2 protein-coding genes and 1 pseudogene are annotated in these 2,934 nt (G+C 41.0%); 1 reads left to right on the forward strand and 2 read right to left on the reverse strand.

What is annotated here, in order from left to right; genetic code table 11:
• Nucleotides 1-209 precede the first annotated feature (209 nt).
• Nucleotides 210-752: a hypothetical protein gene (locus B2575_RS12165; RefSeq protein WP_296242320.1), complete on the forward strand. Its 543-nt coding sequence runs from the start codon at nucleotides 210-212 to the stop codon at nucleotides 750-752.
• 49 nt (nucleotides 753-801) lie between these two features.
• Here B2575_RS12165 and B2575_RS12170 read toward each other — a convergent pair.
• Both B2575_RS12170 and B2575_RS12175 read right to left on the reverse strand, forming a co-directional pair.
• A pseudogene (locus tag B2575_RS12170) lies at nucleotides 802-2,010 on the reverse strand (IS256 family transposase).
• Between the two features lie 144 nt (nucleotides 2,011-2,154).
• Nucleotides 2,155-2,934: tyrosine-type recombinase/integrase (locus tag B2575_RS12175; protein WP_296242321.1), on the reverse strand; the 780-nt coding region annotated here is incomplete at its 5' end.

The raw sequence follows: 2,934 nt of genomic DNA on the forward strand, positions 1-2,934 counted from the left end.
TATGACTTTTGCAAGAGGTCTAATGGTTTAAAGATGATTTACGCTGCTCTGTTTTTTTAGCAAGCTTAGTAGAACGTCAATTTGCAGGTTGTGCCTATAAAGGCAGGTTGGAATTTATTAGTGCGGTTTCAGATTTTATACGATATGACATTTACTTATTTAATAATAAATACACTATCCCTAAGTATAAATCAAAGCGTTATGTTAGTTTGTTAGATGAAAAAGTTAGAAGTATCCTGCTAATCAAATCGACCTATTTAATCAACAGAGTTACTGATGAAGAAGTCAAATGGATTGACTCTTCGAATGCTGATCAAATTGAACAGATTTATAATTACCTTAATAAAGAGAAAGTTGAAGGTGAAAATAGTAATGGTCGGTTAGATCAGGAAAGCCGTAAAGAAAAGCCTAATTATATTGCTCTAAAAAACATATTTTTTCCACAAAACACTCAAGAAAAATACGAGTTGATACTAGCAAGTTTAGATGCACTTTCAAATATAGATTACCCGGCATTCAAAACTACCAAAGAAAATAGTTTCTCTGAAAGAGGGTATGTGCTTTATAGCTTAAGAAACGCCATCAAGGCTAAAAAAAGCTATTCTGCTCAGAATACGAATAACGATAATACTAGTGTAAAGATATACAAGAAAAACTACGCGAAGCTACATAAACTCGCAAGCGATGATGGCCTTACAATCAATAAATTTATAAACAAATTGATTGAAGAGCAACCACCAAGGACTTGTTAACCATTGATAGAAGTAAAAGAGACCATCCCAGATTCTGTGTAACTGCCATTTAGATTAAATGCCTGCTTACACGGTCATCAAACATAATCATAAAACGATTCAGAGCAGACGTCCAGTTACGGATTGGCATCGACCACCTTGACGATGCCTGCTGAGTTGCTAGGTAGACTACCTTGAATGCCGCCTGATCAGAGGGGAACACCTTANNCACCGCTGTCCGAATCACACTGTTTAATGACTCGATGGCATTGGTGGTATAAATCGCTTTTCTGATGTCTTTAGGATACTCAAAGAACACCGTTAAGCCTTCCCAGTTATTACGCCAAGACTTGATGACATGCGGGTACTTATCACCCCAAACCTCATTAAAGTGCTCAAGGTTGGCCTCTGCTATCTCAAGCGTATCAGCGCCGTAGATGGCCTTTAAATCAGCCGCAACAGCCTTTTTATCCGTCCACGGTACGAACTTCATGGAGTAACGTACCATATGCACGATACACAGCTGAACCTTGGCTTTGGGATAAACCGTATTGATAGCATCAGGGAAGCCCTTTAAGCCATCAACACAGGCAATGAGGATATCTTGTACCCCGCGGTTTTGTAGTTCAGTGAGAACGCCTAGCCAGAACTTAGCGCCTTAATTCTCTGATAACCACATACCAAGCAGCTCTTTTTTACCATCAAGAGCAACACCTAGCGCTAAGTAAATGGCTTTGTTGATAATCTGCTTATCTTGACGTACCTTAACGACGATGCAGTCTAAATAGACGATAGGATAGACGCTGCTCAATGGTCGGTTCTGCCAAGCGGTGATGTCGTCTAAGATATTATCGGTGACTCTTGAAACCAATGTACTTGAGATATCTACATCGTAGAGCTCTTTGATGCTCTCTACAATCTCGGTAGTGGTTTGACCTTTGGCGTAAAGGAATATGATCTTGTCATCAAGGCCTGAGATACGACTTTGATGCTTACGCACTAACGCAGGTTCAAAGTCACCATTACGGTCTCTTGGGGTGGAGATTTCAAGATCGCCCGTGTCACTGCGGACTGTCTTTTTAGTGTGCCCATTGCGCTTGTTTGGCTTGTCTGCTTTCTCATGCTTGGGGTAGCCGAGATGGTCTTCCATCTCAGCTTCAAGGGCAGTATCGATAAAAGATTGCATGAGCTGCTTCTGGAAGTCTTTGATGTCATCAAAGCTTTTCATGCTACCAGCCATTTGCTCAGCCAGTTTTTTAATGTCAGATTGAGTAGTCATTGCTTATTCTCCGGTTAGTGGATTATAAGCAGTTACACAAAGTTTGGGAAAGGCTCAAGTAAAATTCATTTTCCCAATCTGTAGACGTATAAAGTCAGCGGGAGTTTGTTAGGCATAGTCCATTTTTTTATCATAAGATATCGATTAGCTACTTATCAATCCTCTTAACTCATCCATACTAAGGCCCTTATGAAGAAGGGCGTTAATTAACTCCTGTTTATCAGCATCCTCTAAGGTACTAGATTTTTTGCTATACAAGGAATTCTCAATCTGCTGCCGTGCGGTCTGAAAGTCAACGACCTCACCTTTGTCTCTAAGTAAGTCTAAAAAATCAGCCCAGACCTGCATGATCTTTCGGCGCTCCTCTAAATGCTGCGCGTGGTTATAAACCGCGCGAATGCTGCTTTTTTTATCATGCGCCATCTGCTTTTCAATCGCGTCGCCCATATAGCCAAGCTCGTTTAGATTGGTAGAGGCGATGTGACGAAAGCCGTGACCTGTTTGTTTGCCCGCATAACCTAAGATATCAAGCGCATTATTGATGAACTCTTCACTATATGGCTGATGCATGCCTGTATGATAAAACACGTACTCATATTGCCCCGTGATGGCTTTCATCTCTTCTAGCACTGCAAGCATTTGATCTGATAGTGGTACGACATGTTTACGCGCAATTTTAAGGTTATCAATATCAACACGCCATAAGCGATTGGCAAAATCGATATGACTCCACTTCATCATACGCAGCTCGATGGTACGACAGAATGAATATGCTAAGAATTTCATACCTAATCGGGTTTGGTCGTGACCATTATAGCCTTCGATAGCTTGGAGTAGGGCAGGCAGCTCATTGATATCTACATGCTTCATGTGCTGACTTTTGGCTTTAGGATAGAGCGCCTTTAAATCATCGATTGGGTTTTG

This window comes from Psychrobacter sp. UBA6739 (assembly GCF_002453835.1).
Classification (GTDB): Bacteria; Pseudomonadota; Gammaproteobacteria; order Pseudomonadales; family Moraxellaceae; genus Psychrobacter; species Psychrobacter immobilis_A.